At 68.4% G+C, this 21,104-nt stretch carries 21 protein-coding genes; 7 read left to right on the forward strand and 14 right to left on the reverse strand.

Going from position 1 to position 21,104, the window contains the following annotated elements; translation table 11 throughout:
* Nucleotides 1-174: 174 nt before the first annotated feature.
* The 5 genes from KF708C_RS26735 to KF708C_RS26755 form a co-directional block, all read right to left on the reverse strand.
* Nucleotides 175-555, reverse strand: coding sequence for a 2Fe-2S iron-sulfur cluster-binding protein (locus tag KF708C_RS26735; protein ID WP_029043843.1), 381 nt, complete (start codon nucleotides 553-555; stop codon nucleotides 175-177).
* An 80-nt stretch (nucleotides 556-635) separates the two neighbouring features.
* A complete protein-coding gene (locus tag KF708C_RS26740; protein ID WP_059414071.1) occupies nucleotides 636-944 on the reverse strand; it encodes a hypothetical protein in 309 nt (102 codons plus the stop codon).
* Nucleotides 945-992: 48 nt separating this feature from the next.
* Nucleotides 993-1,349 (reverse strand): 2Fe-2S iron-sulfur cluster-binding protein, encoded by a 357-nt coding sequence (locus KF708C_RS26745; RefSeq protein WP_059414073.1) that lies wholly within the window; start codon nucleotides 1,347-1,349, stop codon nucleotides 993-995.
* 80 nt (nucleotides 1,350-1,429) lie between these two features.
* Entirely contained in the window at nucleotides 1,430-2,161 is a 732-nt protein-coding gene (locus KF708C_RS26750; protein ID WP_059414075.1) for a TenA family transcriptional regulator, read from the reverse strand.
* 147 nt (nucleotides 2,162-2,308) lie between these two features.
* Nucleotides 2,309-3,241: an ornithine cyclodeaminase family protein gene (locus tag KF708C_RS26755; protein WP_059414077.1), complete on the reverse strand. Its 933-nt coding sequence runs from the start codon at nucleotides 3,239-3,241 to the stop codon at nucleotides 2,309-2,311.
* Nucleotides 3,242-3,713: 472 nt separating this feature from the next.
* Between KF708C_RS26755 and KF708C_RS26760 the strand changes: the two genes are divergently transcribed.
* The 7 genes from KF708C_RS26760 (at nucleotide 3,714) to wrbA (ending at nucleotide 10,866) form a co-directional block, all read left to right on the forward strand.
* Nucleotides 3,714-5,252: a hypothetical protein gene (locus KF708C_RS26760; protein ID WP_020207105.1), complete on the forward strand. Its 1,539-nt coding sequence runs from the start codon at nucleotides 3,714-3,716 to the stop codon at nucleotides 5,250-5,252.
* Nucleotides 5,253-5,530: 278 nt separating this feature from the next.
* The gene (locus KF708C_RS26765; RefSeq protein ID WP_059414075.1) at nucleotides 5,531-6,262 is read left to right on the forward strand and encodes a TenA family transcriptional regulator; all 732 of its coding nucleotides are present in this window, start codon (nucleotides 5,531-5,533) and stop codon (nucleotides 6,260-6,262) included.
* A 75-nt stretch (nucleotides 6,263-6,337) separates the two neighbouring features.
* The gene (locus KF708C_RS26770) at nucleotides 6,338-7,798 is read left to right on the forward strand and encodes an aldehyde dehydrogenase family protein (RefSeq protein WP_059414232.1); all 1,461 of its coding nucleotides are present in this window, start codon (nucleotides 6,338-6,340) and stop codon (nucleotides 7,796-7,798) included.
* A gap of 44 nt (nucleotides 7,799-7,842) precedes the next feature.
* Nucleotides 7,843-8,322, forward strand: coding sequence for a GlcG/HbpS family heme-binding protein (locus KF708C_RS26775; protein ID WP_020205484.1), 480 nt, complete (start codon nucleotides 7,843-7,845; stop codon nucleotides 8,320-8,322).
* 119 nt (nucleotides 8,323-8,441) lie between these two features.
* Nucleotides 8,442-9,440, forward strand: a complete 999-nt coding sequence (locus KF708C_RS26780) for a 2Fe-2S iron-sulfur cluster-binding protein (protein WP_059414079.1) — start codon at nucleotides 8,442-8,444, stop codon at nucleotides 9,438-9,440.
* 2 nt (nucleotides 9,441-9,442) lie between these two features.
* A complete protein-coding gene (locus KF708C_RS26785) occupies nucleotides 9,443-10,120 on the forward strand; it encodes a GntR family transcriptional regulator (protein WP_020205486.1) in 678 nt (225 codons plus the stop codon).
* Between the two features lie 125 nt (nucleotides 10,121-10,245).
* Complete coding sequence (gene wrbA, locus KF708C_RS26790) at nucleotides 10,246-10,866, forward strand: NAD(P)H:quinone oxidoreductase (RefSeq protein WP_020205487.1); 621 nt, start codon at nucleotides 10,246-10,248, stop codon at nucleotides 10,864-10,866.
* 22 nt (nucleotides 10,867-10,888) lie between these two features.
* Here wrbA and KF708C_RS26795 read toward each other — a convergent pair whose 3' ends face one another.
* The 9 genes from KF708C_RS26795 to KF708C_RS26835 form a co-directional block, all read right to left on the reverse strand.
* Nucleotides 10,889-11,518 carry a uracil-DNA glycosylase family protein gene (locus tag KF708C_RS26795; protein WP_059414080.1) on the reverse strand — a complete coding sequence of 210 codons (630 nt, stop codon included), beginning with the start codon at nucleotides 11,516-11,518 and terminating at the stop codon, nucleotides 10,889-10,891.
* Between the two features lie 163 nt (nucleotides 11,519-11,681).
* Entirely contained in the window at nucleotides 11,682-13,172 is a 1,491-nt protein-coding gene (hpaE, locus tag KF708C_RS26800; RefSeq protein ID WP_059414082.1) for a 5-carboxymethyl-2-hydroxymuconate semialdehyde dehydrogenase, read from the reverse strand.
* A 44-nt stretch (nucleotides 13,173-13,216) separates the two neighbouring features.
* Complete coding sequence (locus tag KF708C_RS26805) at nucleotides 13,217-13,636, reverse strand: RidA family protein (RefSeq protein WP_043367136.1); 420 nt, start codon at nucleotides 13,634-13,636, stop codon at nucleotides 13,217-13,219.
* A gap of 35 nt (nucleotides 13,637-13,671) precedes the next feature.
* Nucleotides 13,672-14,679 (reverse strand): 3,4-dihydroxyphenylacetate 2,3-dioxygenase, encoded by a 1,008-nt coding sequence (gene hpaD / locus KF708C_RS26810; RefSeq protein WP_231586596.1) that lies wholly within the window; start codon nucleotides 14,677-14,679, stop codon nucleotides 13,672-13,674.
* Nucleotides 14,680-14,777: 98 nt separating this feature from the next.
* Entirely contained in the window at nucleotides 14,778-16,169 is a 1,392-nt protein-coding gene (locus KF708C_RS26815) for an amidase family protein (protein WP_059414086.1), read from the reverse strand.
* A complete protein-coding gene (locus tag KF708C_RS26820; protein ID WP_020205493.1) occupies nucleotides 16,166-16,927 on the reverse strand; it encodes an ABC transporter ATP-binding protein in 762 nt (253 codons plus the stop codon). The genes KF708C_RS26815 and KF708C_RS26820 overlap by 4 nt, the downstream gene beginning before the upstream one ends.
* Nucleotides 16,924-18,675 (reverse strand): branched-chain amino acid ABC transporter ATP-binding protein/permease, encoded by a 1,752-nt coding sequence (locus KF708C_RS26825; RefSeq protein WP_059414087.1) that lies wholly within the window; start codon nucleotides 18,673-18,675, stop codon nucleotides 16,924-16,926. The genes KF708C_RS26820 and KF708C_RS26825 overlap by 4 nt, the downstream gene beginning before the upstream one ends.
* Before the next feature lie 33 nt (nucleotides 18,676-18,708).
* A complete protein-coding gene (locus tag KF708C_RS26830; protein WP_059414090.1) occupies nucleotides 18,709-19,731 on the reverse strand; it encodes a branched-chain amino acid ABC transporter permease in 1,023 nt (340 codons plus the stop codon).
* A 2-nt stretch (nucleotides 19,732-19,733) separates the two neighbouring features.
* A complete protein-coding gene (locus tag KF708C_RS26835) occupies nucleotides 19,734-20,972 on the reverse strand; it encodes an ABC transporter substrate-binding protein (RefSeq protein ID WP_156173968.1) in 1,239 nt (412 codons plus the stop codon).
* Nucleotides 20,973-21,104 lie beyond the last annotated feature (132 nt).

Raw genomic sequence — 21,104 nt, forward strand, 5'->3', positions numbered from 1 at the left:
GTGCCGGCGCGCCTGGGGGCTGGCGCTGCCGGTCCGTGCAGAGGCGGCATCGTAGCCGGCTTCGCGCCGGGGCGGCAACCCTGGCGCGGACCGGCGGCTGCCGGAGGGGCGGCGCGCGCACGTCCCGCGGCGGGCAGGGCGCCCGCGGCGTGACGGCGAACGGCGTCCGCGTGCCTATTCGGCGTCGGTGGTGCTGGCCGCCGGGGCGGTGGGCGCCGGCGCGGCCGCGGTGGGCCGCACGGCGATCGAGGGCGGCCTGGCGGGGTCGGCCTGCGGCTCCCACGACACGCTGATATCGCCGTTGACGAAGGTCTGGCACGCCATGCGGTAGCCCTGCGCGAACTGCTCGTCGGTCAGGTGCCGGCGTTCCTTGGGCTTGATGGCGTCGGTGGATTCGCGCCCTTGTTCGATCCTGCACTTGCAGGTGCCGCACAGGCCGCCGCCGCACTTGAAGGGGATGCCGCCTTTCTCGCGCAGCGACACGCGCAGCAGGTTGCTGTTCTCGGGAGCGCTGACGACCTTGCTGCCGTTGGTGAGGAAGGTGATTTCAATCATGGGGCGGTCCGATTGCATGAGGGGGCTGCCCGGCGCCGTGCCGGTCATACTCGGGGTTTGTCGTGGGGCGGGCGGCGGGCTCAGCGCTTGACCAGCGCGATGTCCATGCTGCCGAAGCTGGCCAGGTGCCTGAGTTCCTGGCGCGCGTCTTCGAGCGTGTCGAACTTTTCCAGGAACTTGGAGGGCACGTAGTTGATCAGCGGCGGCGCGGCGCTGTCGGCTTCCGTTTCCTCCACCACCTTGAGCTTGACCGGATGCGCCAGCTCGGCGATCACGTACTGCGCCGTCTTGCGGCCGTAGAAGAGGTAGTCGTAGGCCTCCACGGCCACCAGCCCGTCGACGAGCTCGGTGCGGAACTGGCCTGGCTTGCTGCTGAGAATGACGTACATGACTGCGCTGCCTGCTGGATGCGGTGGGTTGCGGCGGATTGCCGGAGATTACGGATTGGCTGCCGGCACTATCGTGGCCGGCTGGAGCGCGGCGGCGGCGCTTTGCGCCGGCAGCTCGTCCTGCTCCAGTTCGATGTCATGCTCCAGCCAGAGCTGGCAGGTCAGGCGGTAGCCCTGTTCCAGCCGCTCGCCGAGCTGCTTCTTTTCCTTCCAGTTGGGCGGCGGCAGGTGCTCGGCGCCCGCGATCACGCGGCACGCGCATTTCGAGCACTTGCCCATGCCGCACTCGTAGCGCAGGTTGGGATACGGAAACTGCTTGATCCCGGCGCGCACCACCAGGTTGGTGTTGGGCTTGACCTCGTCTTCATAGGTCTCGCCGTTCTTGTGGAATACGACTTTCGGCATACGACTGTCCCGCGGGCGGTCTCTCTGGTGCGGGCGGCATCGCGCGATGCCGCCCGCGTCATGGCAAATTCAACGCATCTTCAGGCGGCGAGTTCGAGTTCGGGCAGCGGGATTTCTTGGGCGACGTAGTCGTGGTAGAGCGCGGTGGTGTAGAGCAGACGCATCTGGGCGCCGATCTCGCAGATCTTCAGGCAGCGCTGTTGCAGTTCGGGCGTGTTGGCGTGCTCGAGGACGATCTGGTAGCCGCGCTCGCCGTGGATCTCGTCGGAGACGATGTGCAGGTCGAAGAACTCGACTTCCTCGTCGGTGAAGCCGTACTTCTCGCGCAGCGTGGGGGTCTGCTTGCGGTAGATGGAAGGCACCTGCGACTCCAGGCCGACCACGAGTCCGGCGACGGCGACGATGGGGTCCTCGCGCATGGCGACGGCGTAGCACCAGCTTTGCAGGCCGCGGGTGGTGGCGGACATGTTGTCGGGGTCGATGACACGCTCGCGGGTGGTGCCGCAGGCTTCGGCGAAGCGGATGAGCAGGTCGGTGTGGCGGTCGCCGCCGATTTCCTCTTCATACATATTGGCGAGCAGGAAGTCCTTGGCTTCGGTGAAGCGGTCGGGGGTGCGGGCGTAGATGTAGGCGAGGTAGTCGGCGAAGGGGCCGACGTAGTGGTAGTGGTTCTCGGCCCAGCGGGCGAGGTGATCGCGGGAGAGCTTGCCGCTGGCCCAGGCGATGCTGAAGGGGGCCTTGTTGGCGCTCTTGCCCTTGATGGCGTTTTCGAGCGCGGTGCGGAAGACTTCGCGGTTCATGAGTTCGGGCATTTGGGGGCTCCAGGGTTGGGATCGCGTTGGAATCGGGCCGCTGTGGCCCTGCCGGTGAATCAATGTGTAGATTGTATACTATCTACCGGGTTGACCAAGGTCAACCCGGTTTTCGGATTTTTTCGGCGCCCGGCGCGTTTTTCCGCTTCAGGCGACCTTGAGTTCACCTGCCTCGCGCACCTTCCGGTAGGCGAAGCCCGCCAGCGCCACATCCTCCAGGCCCACGCCGACCGACTTGTAGATCAGCACGTCCGCCTCGCTGGCGCGCGGCCGGACCTTGCCGGTCACGACGTCGGCCAGTTCGACGATCTTGTCGGCCGGCAGCGCGGCGGGATCGGCCAGCACGATGTCGCCGGCCTCGCGCATCGACTGCGGCCACCACTCCACCACCAGCTTGCTGGCGCGCGCGAGCGCCACGTCGTCGAGTTCACGGGTATGCGGCAGGCTCGAGCCGATCGCGGCGACGAAGGCGCCGGGCTTGAGCGAGCGGCCCGAGAACAGCGGCGTGGTGGAGCGCGAGGCGGTGACCACGATGTCGGCCTGGGCGACGGCCTCGTCCGGCTCGGCGAAGGCGACCGGGATGCCACACCACTGCGCCAGGCGCTCCGGCATGGCGGCATCGGCATACGGATCGGACAGCAGGATGCGCTTGAGCGGCAGGGCCGCGGCGAGCTGGCGCGCATGTTGCACGCCTTGCGTGCCGGCGCCGAACAGCGCCAGCACCTCGGCGCCGGCGCGGGCCAGGTGGCGCGCGGCCAGCACCGAGCAGGCCGCGGTGCGCAGGCGGGTGATGGCGCCGGCATCGAACGAGGCCAGCGGGCGGCCGTCCTCGGTGGAGAAGATCAGGATCACGAAGGAGAACTGGCCGTTGATGGTGGTGTACACCTTGGCGCCCGCCACCTGCTGCTCGGGGATCACGGCGCCGAGCGTCGACAGCTTCACGCCGCCGGCCTCGGTGCGGATGCGCTCCTGCATGGCGGCCTTGCCTTCGCCGAAGCTGCGGAAGGCGTCCAGCATGACTTGCTGGACGTCGGCGGGGCTGACGTGGCGGTCGATCATCTCGTCGGTGATATGCAGCATGGTGTGTTTCCTCGGATGGCGCGGGGGCGCGATGGGTCAATGGATGGGGTGGGGGTCGATCGGGTCGGAACCGCCTGCGCGCGGCATCCCCATCGGGCCGGATGGCGGGGCGGTGACGCCGGCGGGAGGCGGGAATGCGGATGTCATGTGCGGTCGGGGCGGCGGGAACGGGCCGGCAACAGGCGCCGGCTGCGCTTTCTTACGTCTATTTGTATACAGTCTACATAAAATACGGGATGAAGGCATCTGCCGGAAACGCGCATAACGTAGGCCTGCTCTCAAAAGGTGCTGGAAATCCCTGTTTTAGCGCGGAAATATAAGGGTTCGCACCAATCCGGGGGCATTCCCTAATCCTTTCAGATTTCGCTTGTTTTGACCTCGATCAAGAATATAGTATACGTTCATGGGGCAGTGATAGCACCCAGAGAAAACAGCACACAGGTCTCTAGAGGCAAGGATCCAAGGGGAATACATGCAACACGAAGCAGTGATTGGCGCGGCACACTGGATCTATCTACTGGGCGTGGCGGTCATCGTCCTGACCATGATCCTGCGGGCCAACGTGGTCGTACCCTCGATTCTGGGTACGTTCCTGGTGGTGTTCGCGCTGACCGGCAGCCCGGTCTCGGCGCTCGGAGGCATTTTTTCGGCCAGCCTGGTGGCGGCCAAGGAGTTGTTCAACATCTTCCTGGTCATCGCCTTCATGACGGCGCTGCTCAATTCGCTCAAGACGCTGCGCTCGGACATCCGCATGGTCGAGCCATTCCGCGTGGTGATGAAGAACGGGCATTCCGCCTTCTTCATCCTGGCCGGCATCACCTACGTGATCTCGCTGTTCTTCTGGCCCACGCCGGCGGTGCCGTTGGTGTCCGCCATCCTGCTGCCGGCGGCGATCGCGGCCGGGCTGCCGCCGCTGGCCGGCGCGATGGCCATCGCCATCGCGGGGCAGGGCATGGCGTTGTCGTCGGACTACGTGATCGGCGTGGCGCCGGGCATCAGCGCCAAGGCCGCCGGCGCCGCGGTCAGCGCCGCGGTGGTGGCGGACCGCGCGCTGGTGCTGTCGATCATCACGGGCGGCATCGCGCTGACGCTGGCGTATCTGTCGATGCGCCGGCACATCGTGCCGGCCAGCGGCAGCCTGCTGACCAAGTGGCAGGCGCGCGCCAGCGGCACCGATGCCGAGCTGGAGCACTCCGGCACCTTCGACAAGGCGGAGATCGCGCGCGGCACCGAGCATGAGGAGCCGCTCGTCACCGATTCCAACATCGAGCGCAGCCTGTCGATGGTGGCGCAGCGCCGCGTGAAGTGGTCGAAGTGCTTCGCCATCGTCACGCCGCTGGCCTTCCTGGCGGTGGTCGCGGTGATGGTGCTGCCCAAGATGGGCACCGGCCTGCCCGAGCTCAAGGGCGGCGACGCCGCGGCGCTGGTGGGCGGCGTGGCGGCCGTGCTGATGATGCTGGCGACGCTGGCCGCCGAAGGCCCGCGCAAGATGCTCGACGTCTGTCCCGAGCACATCACCGACGGCTTCGTGTTCGCCTTCAAGGCGATGGGCTCGGTGCTGCCGATCGCCGGTTTCTTCTTCGTCGGCGCCGGCGAGACCGCCGCGCAGATCCTGGGCGTGAGCGCCGACCGCGCGCCCAGCCTGCTGTTCGAGCTGATCCAGGCCTACCAGCACATGATTCCGGACAACCACGTGCTGGTCGCCTTCGGCGTGCTGGTGGTGGGCATGATCACCGGCATCGACGGCTCGGGCTTCGCCGGCCTGCCGCTGACCGGCACGCTGGCCGGCGCGCTGGGGCCGGTGGTCGGCTTCGATTCGGCCACGCTGGCGGCGATCGGCCAGATGGGCGCGGTCTGGACCGGCGGCGGCACGCTGATCGCGTGGTCCTCGCTGATCGCGGTGGCGGGTTTCGCGCGCGTGCCGGTGCTCGACGCGGTGCGCGCGCTGCTGCTGCCGGTGCTGATCGGGCTCGGTGTCTCCACGGTCTGCGCGATGCTGATCTGGCACTGACCTGACCACCTGACCGGCCTGAACGGGGTGGCTCCGGGCTGCTTCCTCGGGCTGCATCTTCGCCACTGCCCGTTTTCGAGGGCGGCCGTGCCTGCCGGCGCCGCCGCCCTCGTCGCTTTCGCGGCGCCTTCCTGCCTCGCCGAAAAAACCATCCCCGATTCCGCAAAAAACTCATTGACCTTGGTCAACCCGGTAGATAGTATACAATCTACACATTGATTCACCGGCAGGGCCGCAGCGGCCCGATTCCAACGCGATCCCAACCCTGGAGCCCCCAAATGCCCGAACTCATGAACCGCGAAGTCTTCCGCACCGCGCTCGAAAACGCCATCAAGGGCAAGAGCGCCAACAAGGCCCCCTTCAGCATCGCCTGGGCCAGCGGCAAGCTCTCCCGCGATCACCTCGCCCGCTGGGCCGAGAACCACTATCACTACGTCGGCCCCTTCGCCGACTACCTCGCCTACATCTACGCCCGCACCCCCGACCGCTTCACCGAAGCCAAGGACTTCCTGCTCGCCAATATGTATGAAGAGGAAATCGGCGGCGACCGCCACACCGACCTGCTCATCCGCTTCGCCGAAGCCTGCGGCACCACCCGCGAGCGTGTCATCGACCCCGACAACATGTCCGCCACCACCCGCGGCCTGCAAAGCTGGTGCTACGCCGTCGCCATGCGCGAGGACCCCATCGTCGCCGTCGCCGGACTCGTGGTCGGCCTGGAATCGCAGGTGCCTTCCATCTACCGCAAGCAGACCCCCACGCTGCGCGAGAAGTACGGCTTCACCGACGAGGAAGTCGAGTTCTTCGACCTGCACATCGTCTCCGACGAGATCCACGGCGAGCGCGGCTACCAGATCGTGCTCGAGCACGCCAACACGCCCGAACTGCAGCAGCGCTGCCTGAAGATCTGCGAGATCGGCGCCCAGATGCGCCTGCTCTACACCACTGCGCTCTACCACGACTACGTCGCCCAAGAAATCCCGCTGCCCGAACTCGAACTCGCCGCCTGAACGAGGACAAGGCACGACTGCATTGGCATCGACGGCCCCCGCGCGGGGCCTGACCGGACGAAAGGCTTGCACATCATGGCAGTAACCAAGACAGACGAATTCGCCAACCACATCAACGGCGAATGGACCAAGAGCGCCAGCGGGCGCACCTTCGACAACGTCAACCCCGCGGACACGGACGATATCGTCGGCCGCTTCCAGGCCTCCACGGCGCAAGACGCGCAGGCCGCGGTAGCCGCCGCGGCGGCGGCGTTCGAGGCATGGAAGAAGACCCCGATCGGCAAGCGCGCGAAGATCCTCAACGGCGCGGCCGACTGGCTCGAAGCCAACGCCGCCCAGATCGCGGAGGAGCTCACGCGCGAGGAAGGCAAGGCGCTCGGCCTGAGCAAGGACGAAGTCCTGCGCTCGGCGCAGACCATCCGTTTCTACGCCGTGGAAGGGCAGTCGTTCGCGGGCGAGACCTATCCGCAGGACGACCCCGACATGCTGGTCTACAGCCAGCGCGAGCCGCTCGGCGTGGTGACAGTGATCTCGCCGTGGAACTTCCCGGTGTCGATTCCCGCGCGCAAGATCGCGCCGGCGCTGATCGCCGGCAACACGGTGGTGTTCAAGCCCTCGTCGGACGCGCCGCTGAGCGGCTACCGGCTGGCGCAGGCGTTCGTCGAGGCCGGCATGCCCAAGGGCGTGCTCAATTTCATCACCGGCCGCGCCGGCGACGTGGGCCCGGCCATCACCGAGGCGCCGGCCGTGCGCGCGATTTCCTTCACCGGCTCGACCGCGGCCGGCCAGCACATCCACCGCTCGGTGTCGCTGAGCACGCGCACGCAGATGGAGCTCGGCGGCAAGAACCCGCTGATCGTGATGGAAGACGCCGACCTCGACCGCGCGGTGGACCTCACCATCAAGGGCGGCTTCTCGCTGAGCGGGCAGGCCTGCACCGGCACCAGCCGCGTGCTGGTGATGGCCTCGGTCAAGGCCGCCTATACCGAGAAGCTGCTGGCCAAGGTCGGCACGCTCAAGATCGGCAGCGGCATGATCCCGGGCATGGACCTCGGCCCGCTGGCCACGCGCAAGCAGCTCGAGACCGTGCTGGGCTACGTGGACATCGGCAAGGCCGAGGCCACGTTCCTGTGCGGCGGCGAGCGCCTGAGCGGCGGCGATTTCGACAAGGGCTTCTACGTCGCGCCGGCCATCTTCACCGACGTCACGCAGCAGATGCGCATCGCCCGCGAGGAAATCTTCGGCCCGGTGATCGCCATCATCGAGGTGAGCAGCTACGCCGACGCCATCGCCAAGGCCAACGACACCGAGTACGGCCTGTCCGCCGCCATCGTGACCAGCAACCCGCGCTACGCACACGAATTCGCCAGCGACATCCAGTCGGGCACGGTCAAGATCAACCGCACCACCACCGGCAACCTGGTCAACGCGCCGTTCGGCGGGCTCAAGCAGTCCAGCACCTCCACCTTCCGCGAGTCGGGCCGGGCCGGGCTGGAGTTCTATACGCAGATCAAGACCGTGTACCGCGGCTGCTGAGGCGGCGCGGACTCAACCCATCAAGCAGGAAGCAGGAGCAGGACATGAGAAAAGCCATCAAGCTGGAACTGAAGGAAGCCCGCCACATGGTGGCGGCCGCGATCCGCAAGTCGGAGGAAATCGGCGTGCTGGAAACGATCTGCGTGGTCGACGACGGCGGCTATCCGCTCGCGCTCGAACGCATGGACGGCGCTCGCATCACCGGCCCGCAGATCGCCTGGAACAAGGCCTTCACGGCCGCCGGCCACAAGCGCTCCACCCATCTGTTCAACCAGGTGCCCAACGGCCCCGCGCTGCCGGGCAACGAAGCGTTCGGCATCCAGTGGAGCTTCGAGGGCAAGTTCGCGGTGTTCGTCGGCGGCTTCCCGATCGTGGTCAACGGCGAGGTGATCGGCGGCATCGGCCTGAGCGGCGGCAACGGCGAGCAGGACACCGCCTGCGGCGTGGCCGCGCTGGCCGCGCTGCAGGAACTGCTGGCCGGCGACGACCTCAAGGTGCTGGTCGAAGCCGACATCAAGAAGTAAGCAGGAAACCGCCAAATCGGCCTGCCGACTGTTGTCTCCCTTCTCCTGCGTGCGGGAGAGGGGAGCAGACCGCCGGCGGCACGCCGCGCCTTCGCCTTTCACGCATTGCCGAGTCAGCCATGTCTTACCGTATCCATCTCATCGAATCCCAGCAATCGTTCGAAGTCGGCGCCGACGAATCGGTGCTCGACGGCGCCCTGCGCGCCAACGTGCAGATGGCCCACGACTGCCGCTTCGGCGGCTGCGCCACGTGCCGCGTCAGGCTGGTGGAAGGCACGGTGGCCTATGAGGAATACCCCATGAGCCTGACGCCGGAGGAAGAGGAGGAAGGCTTCGCGCTGGCCTGCCAGGCGCGTCCCACCAGCGACCTCGTGATCAGCACCGCGCGGCCCGGCGAGCCTTGCGTCGAGCCCGCGCGGCACACCGCGGTGATCCGCAAGATCGAGCCGCTGTGCGCCGACGTGGTGCACCTGACGCTGGAGCTGCCGCAGGCCGGGGCGCTCGACTACCGTCCGGGCCAGTACCTGAAGATCTTCACCGGCGACGGCGTGGCGCGCAGCTTCTCGATGGCGTCGGTGCCGAAGGACCGCATCGTGGACCTGCACGTGCGCCGCATTCCCGGCGGCTACTTCACCGAGCGCCTGCTGGCCGGCCTGCGCTCCGACGATCAGCTCGACGTGGAGCTGCCGCTGGGCGGCTTCTATTTCCGCAAGGACGACTACCGCCCGCTGGTGATGGTGGCCACCGGCACCGGGCTGGCGCCGATCAAGAGCATTCTCGAATCGCTGATGGACGACCCGGACTGCCCGCCGGTGTCGCTCTACTGGGGCATGCGCACCGAGGCCGATCTCTACCTGCACGACCAGATCCAGCAGTGGGGGGCGCGCCTGTACGACTTCCAGTACGTGCCGGTGCTGTCGCGCGCGGGCGAGGGCTGGAGCGGGCGCCGCGGCCACGTGCAGCAGGCGGTGGCCGAGGACCTGCCCGACCTGTCCGAGCACGCCATCTACCTGTGCGGCTCGCCGGACATGATCCGCGACGCGCGCGAGACCTTCATGGGCCTGGGCGCCAGCGGCGCGCACATCTACGCGGACAGCTTCACCTTCCAGCGCACCTGAACATGGACCAGCCCGGCGGCAGCCTCGGCGCGCGCCATTCGCCGCTGTTCGCGCAGGTGACGGATACCTTGCGCCAGCGCATCGTGGGCGGCGTCTACCGCCAGGGCGACCGCCTGGTGGAGCATGCCTTGTCGGAAGAGCTCGGCGTGTCGCGCGTGCCGGTGCGCGAGGCGCTGCGCGCGCTCGCGGCCGAAGGGCTGGTGCGCATCGAGCCGCGCCGCGGCGCCTCGGTGGCGCGGCTGTCGGAGCATATGGCGCGCGAGATGGTGGAAGTGCGCGCCACGCTGGAAGGGCTCAACGCCAAGCTGGCCGCGCAGCGCCGCGATCCGCGCCTGGTGACGGAGCTGCAGGCGGTATTGCGCGAGGGCACGGCGGCCGCGCGCGGCGGCGAGGAGGAGCGCCTGCTCGCGCTCAACTTCCGCTTCCACGAGGTGCTCGGCAACATTGCCGCCAACAGCGTGCTGCAGGAGATGATGCGCTCGCTGCGCGAGCGCACCGGGCTGGTGTTCGCGCCGGCGCACCGCCTGCGCGCGCAGCAGAACTGGGACGAGCACGCGCAGATCCTGCGGGCGGTCATCGCCGGCGATGCCGACCTCGCCGCGCTGCTGGCCACGCGCCACGTCTACAGCGCGGCGGACGACGCCACGCCGGTCGCGCCCGAGGCGCAGGCCGGCGCATGAGTCGCGCAGCCGCCTTCGCGCCGCGGCCGCGCTTCGCCTAGACTCAACGGAGTGGGCGCGATGCGCGCCGGCGCGCATCGCATGCCGCCGTTCCCCGTTCCCCGTTTTCCGACAGGAGAGTGCTCATGACCTGCAAGATCCAGGTGGTCTTCTACAGCATGTACGGACACGTCTACAAGATGGCCGAGGCCGTGGCGGCCGGCGCGCGCGAGGTCGACGGCGCGGAAGTGGCGCTGCTCCAGGTGCCGGAACTGGTGCCCGACGCGGTGCTGGAAAAGAGCGGCGCCAAGGCCGCGCGCGCGGCCTTCGCCCACGTGCCGGTGGCCGAGCCGGACAAGCTGGCCGACGCCGACGCCATTCTGTTCGGCACGCCCACGCGCTTCGGCAACATGTGCGCGCAGATGCGCAATTTCCTCGACCAGACCGGCGGCCTGTGGATGAGCGGCAAGCTGGTGGGAAAGGTCGGCAGTGTCTTTACCAGCACCGCCACCCAGCACGGCGGGCAGGAAACCACGATCACGAGCTTCCACACCACGCTGCTGCACCAGGGCATGGTGATCGTGGGCGTGCCCTACGCCGAGGCGCGGCTGCTCGACATGAGCCAGATCACCGGCGGCACGCCGTATGGCGCGTCCACGCTCACCGCGGCGGACGGCTCGCGCCAGCCCAGCGAGAACGAACTGGCCATCGCGCGCTACCAGGGCCGCCACGTGGCCACCATCGCCGCGAAGCTGGCCGCGCATTGAGGCGGGGCGGCGCCATCGCCGGCTAGTCCGGCGCGGCGCCCCGCAGCACGCCGGCCACGCGCCCGCGCAACACCGGCAGCAGGTCCTGCGCGAACCAGGCGTTGTGCTTGAACCAGCCCTGGTTGCGCGGCGACGGGTGGGGCAGCGGCAGATACGCCGGCGCGTGCGCGGCAAAGCCGGCCACCGTGGCCGTCACGCCCTCGCGCGCCGCCGCGCCGAGAAAATGCCGCTGCGCGTATTGCCCGACCAGCAGCGTCAGTTCGATGCGCGGCAGGCGCGCCAGCAGCGCGTCCATCCACAGCGGCGCGCATTCCTTGCGCGGCGGCAGGTCGCCGCTGGCGCCGCGTCCCGGATAGCACAGGCCCATCGGGATGATGGCGATGCGCGCCGGGTCGTAGAACACCGTCTTGTCCACGCCCATCCATTCGCGCAGCCGGTCGCCGCTCGGGTCGTCCCACGGGATGCCGCTGGCGTGCACGCGCGCGCCGGGCGCCTGCCCGACGATCAGGATGCGCGCGGGGGCCGCGGCCTGGACCACCGGGCGCGGGCCGAGCGGCAGCGCGCCGGCGCAGACGCGGCAGGCGCGGACCTGGGTGAGCAGGGCGGGAAGGTCGGGTTCGGTGGCTGGCACGTCGTGAAATGAGTACGGCATCGGGTCTGGCGGCGAAAGCTGCCGGTCGGCATTGTCGAGAGTCTATTCGCTATCCCGGTCGACGGGCGCGCGCCTGTCGCTCCCGCCGGAGTCGAGCGAAGGCGGCCGATCGGCAGGCTGGAGCCAGATGGATCCTCCACGACACATGCCGAAGATCCGCAATTCAACGAACGATCGATGACGCATCGGATGACTCGGCGATGCCCCATCGGGGGATCTCGTGCTGCCCCATCGAGAGGCAGACGTTCTTGATCTCGCAGAAGGTCTCCAGGCTTGCCGCGCCACCTTCGCGGCCGATGCCGGAATCCTTGATGCCGCCGAAGGGCTGGCGCAGGTCGCGCACGTTCTGGCTGTTGATGAAGACCATGCCTGCCTCGATGCCGCGAGCCAGACGGTGAGCCTTGCCGATGTCCCGCGTCCAGACGTAGGAGGCCAGGCCGTAGCGGATGTCGTTGGCCATCCGCAGCCCGTCGTCTTCGGCGTCGAACGGAATCAGGCAGGCCACCGGGCCGAAGATCTCTTCCTGGGCGACGCGCATGCGGTTTTCGACGTTGGTGAGGACGGTGGGCTGGACGAAGTTGCCATGCCGCATGCTCGCCGGCAGCCCCGGCGGCACTGCGCCGCCCGCGGCGACGGTGGCCCCCTCTTGCCGCGCCATCTCGACGTAGCCCGTGACCTTTTCCCAGTGCTGTCGCGTGATCATGGCGCCGACATGAGTGGCCGGATCGCGCGGATCCCCCACTACCAGACGTTGTGAGCGCTTGGCGAAGGCGTGGGCGAAACTGTCGTAGATGCTGCGCTGGATGAAGATGCGCGAGCCGGCCGTGCAGCGTTCGCCGTTGATCGAGAAGATGGTAAACAGCGTGGCATCCAGCGCCCGGTCCAGATCCGCATCGGCAAACACCAGCACGGGGGACTTGCCGCCCAGTTCCATGGACAGGCGCTTGATGCCCGCGCGCTCGGCGATGCGGTGTCCCGTGGCCGTGCCGCCCGTGAAGGAGATCACCCGCACATCGGGGTGCCTGACCAGGGCATCGCCGGCCTCGGCGCCATAGCCATGCACGATGTTCAGCACGCCCGCGGGCACGCCCGCCTCCAGGGCCAGTTGGCCCAGCCGGTCGACCGTCATCGGCGACAACTCGGACATCTTCAGCACCGCCGTATTGCCCAAGGCCAGGCACGGCGCGACCTTCCAGGTGGCATTCATCAGCGGCACGTTCCACGGCGAGATCAGGCCGCACACGCCCGCCGGCTGGTACAGCGTGTAATTGAGCATCCGGTCGTCGGCCGGATAGGTGTGGCCGTTGACGCGGGTGGCAACCTCGGCGAAGAAATTGAAATTCTCGCCGGCCCGGGGTACCAGTTGATGCCTGGTCTGCTGGATCGGCAACCCGGTATCGTCCGTCTCCATCGCGGCGAGCTCCGGCACATGGCGCTCGATCAGCGCGGCGAGGTCGCGCAGGATGCGGGCGCGTTCCCTGGCGGGCCGGCCCGCCCAGGCGGGAAAGGCTGCCTTGGCGGCGGCGACGGCCAGGGCAATCTCCTTCTCGGTGCCGCGGGCAACCTCGGCCAGGACCGTGCCCGTGGCGGGATTCAGATTTTCAATGACGGACGGACTTTCGACTGACCGGCCGTTGATCAGGTGGGAAATCATGGCTTGGCTTCTCGATCGGTGAGCGGGCGGCGCCGCATGGTGTCTTACGGGAGGCGCGCGCGATGGCCGGCACCGGCGGAGCCGACCGCGACGACGGCTTCGATCTCGATCTTCAGGCCGGGGCGGGCCAGTTGCGCCACGCCGACGGTGGAGCGCGCGGGCGGAGACTCGGGAAAGGTCCGGCGAAAGACGGCATTCATGCCCTGGAAGTCGGCATCCAGGTCGGTCATGAAGACCGTCAGCTTGGCGATGTCCGCCATGCTAGCCCCGGCGGCATCGAGTACCGCGCGGATATTGCGGAATGCCAGCTCGGTTTGCGCGGCAATGCCTTCGGGAATTTCCCGGGATACCGGGTCGGACCCGGTATGCCCGGAAACGAACAGCAGGTCGTCGACGCGGATCGCGGGCGAGTAAGGGCGGTGCGGCAGCAGGCCCGTGGCAGGGATGATGACTTCGCGCTTCATGAGGATGCTGTTCTCCGTGCGGCGGATCGAGGGTTTCATTCGACGTAGAGGGGGATGGCGCGCGTAGTGGGTGCCTGTACCGGTTGGGGTTCGCCGGTCGCCAGGGAGGTCACGCGCATGGACTCCTCGAACCAGCAACGCGGCGGCGGCGGGCCCCACAGGCTTTGGCGGCGCGGGTTGTCGAGCTCCCAGCGCTTGGGCGGCTGGTCCCGGTCCACGGTAAGGTAGTCGCCGGTGTACAGCTCGAAGCGGTTGCCATCGGGGTCGCGGACGTAGACGAACAGGGCGTTGGAGATGCCGTGGCGGGCCGGACCGCGCTCGATGTTGTCGGCGTATCCGGCCGCGGCCAGGGCATCGCAGGCGCGAATCACGCCCATCGGTTCCATCAGGGAAAAGCCGGCATGGTGCATGGTCGGCCCCGGCCCGGTCATGACCGCCAGATCGTGCGTCGTGGGCTTGCGATAGAGCCAGGCGCCGTACACGTGGTCGTCGGGCGGAGCCGATTGCGTGTACTCGGAGCAGAAGAAGCCCAGCTCGCGGGTGTACCACTCGTAGCCGGCCTGCGCGTCCGGCATCAGGACGTTCACATGGTCCAGCCGCGTCGGACAACCGTGGCGATGCAGGTGGTATTGCTGCAGCAGCGATTCCACCGGCTGCTTGGTGGCGTAGTACTCGATCGGGAAGCCAAACGGGTCCTGTACCTGCAAGGTGCGCCCCTGGCCGCGCTTTTCCCACGGCTGGAGCCAGCGCATCGGCAACTGCCGGGCCTGGAACTTCCGTGCGAGCTGGTCCAGGTCTTCCTCGCGGGACACCCGAAAGCCAATGGCGCCGACGCCCGGCGTGCCGGACTGCGTCAGCACCATGCTGTGATGCTCGCGATCTTCGATGGCGCGCAGATACACATGCCGTTCGTCGCGCTCGGTCTCGAACAAGCCGATCGCGTCCACGTAGAAATCGCGCGAACGGGAGAGGTCGTCAACGAAGTATTCGATATGCCCGAGGCGAAGGATGTTGAAATTCATGTCGTCCATATTGCGCTCCATGTGGTTCTCCTTGTCCATGCCGCTGCCAGCGGCGATTCGATGTCATCGATTTTCTTGTGGTGGCTTGCGTGGCGCTGTATCCAGAGATACAGCGCCACTCAAGCGGCGAACGGGGCCAGCCGCAGCGGCAACACGCTCTCCAGCCACATCGCCAGGGCGAGCAGTCTTCCTTCCTGGTAGCGTGGGGCGACAAACTGGATGCCCGCCGGCAGATCGTCGCTGGCCGATGTCCAGAGCGGATAGGACATTGCCGGCACCTGCGCGCCGTTGAACGCCGGCGCATAGGGATTCCACGACATCCAGTCCGCCCCGGGCCAGTGCTCCGGCTGGTCCATCCCCGCGCGGAAGGCCCGGATCGGGACAGTGGGCAGCAGCAGCATGTCCACGCGCTCGAACAGCGCCTCCAGTGCGCCCGCGTGCGCATCCCGCTGCCGGCACAGGGCGTGGTACTCCGGCATCGACCCGCATCGGGCGGCGCCGGCAAACGCGGCGAGCCCGGGGTCCAGCTTTGCGCGCCGGGCGGGCGGGACGCCCGCGACCGCGGCCGCGCACCCCAGCCGGTATAGTTCTGCGGCGGTCCGGGATGCCGCATGGATGTCGTAGTCCACCTCCTCGATGCAGGCGCCGCCGTCGGTCAGGAGGACGAGCATGCCGTGCATGGCCGCGTGGACGGCCGGCTCGCTTTCTGCCCAGCGTCGCGGCGCGAGCAGGCCGATGCGCAGCTTGCCCGGAGGCGTGCCCGCGGCGGATATCCGCAGCGCCTGGCCCAGGTTCGAGGTCCAGTCCGCCGGGCTGGGGCCGCTGACGACCTGCAGGGTTTCGGCGATGTCGCGCGCGTGCGTGCCGAGCAGGCCGGCATGCACCAGGTGCGAAAACGCACTGGGGAACGGCGCCAGCGGGATGCGGCCATGATTCGGCTTGAGCCCGATGACGCCGCAGAAGGCCGCGGGGATACGCACCGACCCGCCGGCATCGCTGCCCAGCGAGATGCGGACCACGCCGGCCGCCACCGCCGCGGCGCAGCCCCCGCTGCTGCCGCCCGGCGTGAGCGCCGTGTTCCACGGATTGCGGGTGATGCCAAAGGCCGGGCTGTCGGTCACGCCTTTCCAGTTGAACTCCGGCGCGCGCGTCTGGCCCAGCAATATCGCCCCCGAGGCCAGCAGCCGCCGCACGAAGACCGTGGTGTCCGGGGCGGGAGTGTCGGCGGTGGTGGCCGATCCCCGGCGGGACGGCCATCCCCGCACGGAAGCGGACTCCTTGACAGTGATGGGCATGCCGTCGAGCGGCCCCAGCGGCGTGTCGTGCCGCCAGCGCCTGGCGGACTGCGCCGCCGCCACCAGGGCCGGCTGCCGATCGATCAGCGCAAAGGCATTCAGGACCGGATCGACCCGCTCGGCATGCTCCAGGGCCGAACGAACGACGTCGACCGGGGTCAGCGCACGGTCGCGGTACAACGCGCGCAGGCGCTGGAAACTGGCTTGGTGGATCATGCCGCCCGGCCCTGAACGGCGGAGGATTCGCATTCGTTCCGCCTGGCGCTGCCAAGGTAGCTGCGCAACAGATCGGGATCGTCGGCCATCGCCTGGCTGCTGCCGGACTTGACGATGCGGCCGAGTTCGATCAGATACGCCAGGTCGGCGTTCCTCAGGGCCAGGCGGGCGTTCTGCTCCACCAGGATGACGGTGAGCCCTTCCTCGCGGCGCAGCGCCACCACCACTTCCATGATCTGCTGGACGATCTTCGGCGCCAGTCCGATGGAGGGTTCGTCCAGCAGCAGTATCTTCGGGCGTGCGATCAGGGCGCGGCCAATGGCGACCATCTGCTGCTCGCCGCCCGACAATGTCCCCGCCAACTGGCCGCGGCGCGCTTGCAGGATCGGGAACAACGTGTAGATGCGCGCGAGCTCGCGCGCGAGATCGGTCCGGCGCCGCCGGGTGTAGGCGCCCAGCAGCAGGTTGTCCTCGACGCGCATCGAGCCGAACAACGCGCGTTTTTCCGGGATCAGGCTCATGCCGCGGCGCACGCGCTCGACCACCGGCGCATGCCCGATGGCGGTTCCGTCCAGCGCGATGCTGCCCGAATGGATGGGCAGGCTGCCCATCAGGGCCTTGAGCAAGGTGCTCTTGCCGGCGCCGTTGGCGCCGATCAACGTCACCAGCTTCCCCTGCGGCACGTCGAAGCTGACATCCTCGAGGGCATTGACCCGGCCATAGGCCACGGTGAGATTGCGCACGGCCAGCGTACTCATGCCTCGGCTCCCAGATAGGCGGCGACCACGGCCGGGTCGCGCTGCACCTCGGCGCTGGCGCCTTGCGACAGCAGCTCGCCGTAGTTCAGGACAAAAAGGTAGTCGACGCAGCCCATGACCAGGTCCATGTCATGCTCCACCAGCAGGATGGCCATCCCCCGTTCGTCGCGCAGCCTGCGCATGAGGGCGACGAGCGCGCGCTTCTCCGGCTCGCGCAGGCCGGCCGCCGGTTCGTCCAGCAACAGCACGCGGGGATGCGCCATCAGCGCGCGGGCTACCTCGACCAGGCGCTGGCTGCCCAGGGTCAGCTCGGCCACCGGGCGCCCGGCCTCCGCCGCCAGCCCGACCTGCGCCAGCGCGGCATGAGCCGCCGCGGCCAGTGCGCGCTCCTCGGCCCGGTCCCGGCCCAGCGCCGCCGCCAGCAGGCCGGCGCGGCCGTGGATGTAGCCGCCGAGCATGACGTTCTCCAGGACGCTCAGTTCCGCGACCAGTTGCACGTGCTGGAAGGTCCGGGCCACGCCCTGGCGGACGACCTGCGCCGATGTCCTTGCCAGCGGCTCGCCGCCCAGGGTGATCCGGCCCCGGGTGGCGGGCAGCACGGCCGTCATGACGTTGAACAGGGTGGACTTGCCCGCCCCGTTGGGCCCGATCAGGCCGGTGATGCGCGCGGCGCCGATCTCGAGAGACACGCCCTGCAGCGCTCTGAGGCCCCCGAAGTGCTTCTCCACCGCCTCCACGCGCAGCGCGCGCGCCGGCAACCTGTCCGCCCCGGCAGGCGAGACCGCATGGCCTTCCATTGCCGGCGCGGCGGCAGAGCGGGGCACGCGCACCCAGGTCATCAGGCCGTTCGGCCAACGCAGCAGCGCGGCGATGAGAATCGCACCGAACAGCATGCTCTCCATCTGTCCCGGCAGGTCGAGCAGACTGGCGACCAGGTACTGCGCGCCGATTTCCAGGCCGGTGAACGCGATGGCCCCCAGCAGCGCGCCGAGCGGATGGAGCACGCCGCCGAGAACCACCATGATCAGCAGGTTGAACGAGGCGCCGACGGAAAACGAACCGGGACTGAGGAATTGCATGTAGAACGCGTACAAGCCGCCAGCCAGCGCGGTCATGGCGGCGGACAGGACGAATATCCGGATCTTCACCGCGGCCACGTCGACGCCGAACGCGCTCGCCATCGTCGGATTGGACTTGATGGCCGCGGCGGCTCTTCCGATCCGCCCGCGATGGATACGGCAGAAGGCGAGGAAGGACAATGCCACCACACCCCAGGTGAGCGCCGTCATGGCGCGCGTGCCGAGCACGGCGCCATGCAGGCTGAAGGCGGGGATGTCCGGCAGGCCGGAAGCCCCGCCCGTCACCCCGGTCGCGGCACCGAAGCAGACATGGATCGCCATGCCCCAGGCCAATGTGGCCAGCGGCAGGTAATGGCCACGCAGGCGCAGCGTCAGGTGTCCGAGCAGGCAGGCCAGCGCCGCGCAGCCGGCCACGGCGGCAGCCAGGGCCAGCAGCGGCGGCCAGCCGGCGTCCCGGGTGAGAATGGCGGCGGCATAGGCGCCCGTGCCGAGGAACGCGGCATGGCCCAGGGACAACTGCCCGGCCGCCAGCAGGAACGACAGGCCAAGGCAGACGATCGCGTGGATGCCGGCCAGCGCAAGCAGCCCCGCGTAGTAGGTCGGCAATGCCGCAATCATGGTCGCCAGGACCAGCGTGGTGCCGACAAGAATCGATTTGGTGGAATGCATGCGCTTTCGAGCCAGGGAGTTGTCAGGGGTGCGTCATTCGTCGTGCGCGGCGCCGCCGCGGTTGCGCCACAGCAGGATCGGAATGACGAGGGCAAAGACGAGTGCGTCGCGATATGCGCTGCTCAGAAACGACGCGAAGGATTCGAGCGCGCCCACGAGGAACACCCCCGCCACCGAGAGCGGATAGTTGATCAGCCCGCCCATGGCGGCGCCGACGAAGCCCTTGAGGCCAACGACAAAGCCCATTTCATAGTGCGCAGTCACCAGCGGGGCCAGCAACATGCCGCTGAGGCCGGACAGCGCGGCCGCCAGGAAGTAGCTGAGCCGGCCCGCGAACACGACCGGAATGCCGCAATACTCGGCGCCCTCGCGGTTGATGGAGGCCGCGCGCAATGCCTTGCCCGCCAGCGTGTGGCGGAAGAACAGATACAGCGCCAGCGCCGCGGCCAGCGAGATGGCGACGATGAACAGTGACTGCGCGCCCACGCCGATGCCGGCGAATGCGAGGCTCGCATCGCTGAGCGCGGGCACCGGCCGTGGGTCGGGGCCCCACAGCAGCAGCGCCAGCGGATGCAGGATCATCGCCACCCCCACGCCGATGATGACCAGCACCACCGTGGAACTATCCGGCTTTGGCTCCACGGTGAGGCGATAGACGATCGGCCCCAGCGCCGCCACCAGTGCCGCGGAAGCCAGCATGCGCAGTCCGGCAAAGGGCAGCCGCAGCGACAGCATGCATAGCACCGCCAGCGCGAGGAAGGCCCCGAGATAGCCCGCCAGCGGGCGCAGCAGGCTGCGCTGGCCGTGGCGCGCGCGGCGCAGATCGAGCAGCAGGCAGACGGCGCCGCCGGCGGCCACCACATAGGCGACCGGCGCCAGCGTGCTTTCCAGGAAGCTCGCGTAGGTCAATGCGCCGAAGGTGATGTACTCGCCTTGCGCGATGTTGACCACGCGCGTGGTGGTGTAGACCAGCACCAGGCTCAGTCCGAGCAGGGAGTAGACGGCGCCGTTGGTCAGGCCATCCACGAGCAGAAACAGCGAGGTGAGCGCGTCCATGGTCATTTCAGCAGTTCGAACCTGCCGTTCCTGACGATGGCGAGGAAGGTGCTGCGCCCGTCCAGGCCGAGGTGGTCCTGCGGACTGTAGTTGTAGATGCCGGTGACGCCGACATATTCCCGCGTCTGCTCGATCGCATCGCGCAACGCGAGCCTGGCCTGGGCCAGGCCGGAAGCCTTGCCGGCGGCAACGACCTGGCGATAGGCGGCGACCGGAATGTTCACGGTGTCGTAGGCCTGCGCGGCGAACAGGTCGGCCTTGCCCGCGCCGTACTTGCCCTCATACAGGCCGACGAAGCGCTCGACCACCGGCTTGATCGGGTGGCTGGCCGGCAGCTGCCGGTAGACGGTGAGCGCGGCCGTGCCGACCACGGCGCCCTCGATCGCCTTCTTGCCCACGGCGATGAGCGCCGCGGTGGACGAGCCGGCACCGTGCAGGATCTCGCCCCCGAAGCCGACCCGGCGCAGGCTTTCGTGCGCCAGCGCGGACGAAGGCGGGATGGCGTGGACGTACACGGCATCCGGTTTCTGCCGCACTACGCGCATCGCCTGCGGCGTGAAATTGGTGTCGCCCCGCGCGAAGCGTTCCGCCGAGACGATCTTCATGCCTTTCTCGCCGGCGATGCGCTGGAATTCGACCCAGCCGCCCTCGCCATAAGAATCCTCCAGGCCCATGAAGGCGACCGTGCGATAGCCCTTGCTGCGCAGGTAGTCGACGGTGCGGACGATCATCAGGCGATCGGTCAACGGGGTCTTGAAGGTAAAGCGGTGCTGATCGGCCGGCTCGATCACCGCGGCCGCCGAGGCCAGCGACAGATTCGGCGTCTTCTCCTCCTCGACCACCTTGTTGACCGCCAGCGATGCGGGCGTCGTCGTGCAGCAGATGACGAGATGAACGCGATCCTCCTGGATCAATTTGCGCGCGGCATTGACCGCGCGCGCCGGATCGGAGCCGTCGTCGTATTTGACGAACGTGACGCGGAAAGGGAGTTCGGCGTCCTGGCCCAGCCGCTCCTGCATCAGATTGATGGTTGCCACGGCGCCGGCGGCGATGGCCGATGCCCCGCCGGTCATGGAACTCACCACGCCGATGCGCAGTTCCGGGCGCGTATCGGCGCTTGCCGCGTGGGCCAGCGCCAGGCCGGCGAGACTGAGCGCCGCGGCGGACCGCTTGATTCCCAACATGTCTTGTCCCCCTCGAAGATCCCGGCTCGCGCCGGCCGCGTTGCCACTCGGAGGCAAGCGCCGGATTGCGTGCTGGTGGAGAGGGCAGTCTCTCAGCGGGCGGCGCGTCACGCTGTATCTGGCGATACAAGAGGGGGACGCAGCCCTAGGGGTTTCCCCGAAGGGGTGCCGCGCGCCCGCGTCGGCGTG

Source organism: Cupriavidus basilensis, assembly GCF_000876015.1.
GTDB classification, from domain to species: Bacteria; Pseudomonadota; Gammaproteobacteria; order Burkholderiales; family Burkholderiaceae; genus Cupriavidus; species Cupriavidus basilensis_B.